Origin of the sequence: Mesorhizobium delmotii (assembly GCF_900149755.1) — a bacterium.
Lineage (GTDB): Bacteria > Pseudomonadota > Alphaproteobacteria > Rhizobiales > Rhizobiaceae > Mesorhizobium > Mesorhizobium delmotii.
Window position 1 is genome coordinate 1 of sequence record NZ_FUIG01000004.1, and the last position, 844, is coordinate 844.

An 844-nucleotide genomic window follows, 5' to 3' on the forward strand; every position below is an offset into this window, starting at 1 on the left:
GCGCTGAACGCGCAGGGCGCCGGTACAGCGCCCGACCTGTCGCTGACGGTCGACAGCGACCGGCTTTCGGTGGCGGCGCGAGAAATCACCGGGCTAAAGCTCACCGCGACGGGGAAGGGCGACATCGCCAGCCCGGCGGCCGATATCTCGCTCACCGGATCCGTCAATGACGAGCCACTCGATTTCAAGGCGTCGCTGGTAACGCGCGGGGGAAAGCGGTCCATAAACGGACTAAGCCTGTCACTGGGCGACAACAAAATTTCGGGTGACCTTGCTCTCGACGATCAATTCCTGCCGCTCGGCACGGTGGCGCTCGATCTACCCGATATCAGTCCGCTCGCAGCCCTGGCGCTGGAAAAAGCTAACGGCGACGTGCGTGGCACGATCGCCTTCTCGAAGACCGGCAATGCGCCTGATGTCGCCATCAAGGCGACCACGGATTCAATTTCGCGCGGCGATCTTTCGGCAAAGACGGTCACCATCGATGCGCTGATTGCCAACTATCTCGCCGCACCGGTGATCTCTGGAAAAATCCGTGCCGACAGCGTCACCTCCGGCGGCACCGTCATTCGCGGCATCGATGTCGATCTCAAGCGTGACGGCGACTGGACAGGCTTTTCCGGCGGCGCCACCGTCAAGGACATTCCGGCCACGGCCGAGGGCAGGGTGAAGATCGCGGACGGCACGACAAGTGTCGAGATCGCTTCCGGCGAAGCGACCATTCGCGGCATCAAGGCGGCGATCGCGCAGCCCTCGACCCTAAGCATCGCCAATGGCACGGCCAGCATCGAAAAGCTGCTGCTCGATGTCGGCGGCGGATCGGTGACCGTGTCCGGCACCGCCG

The 844-nt window shown here is 63.6% G+C and carries 1 protein-coding gene; it reads left to right on the forward strand.

From position 1 onward, the window contains the following. Positions 1-844: translocation/assembly module TamB domain-containing protein (locus BQ8482_RS01345; RefSeq protein WP_483237934.1), on the forward strand; the 844-nt coding region annotated here is incomplete at both ends.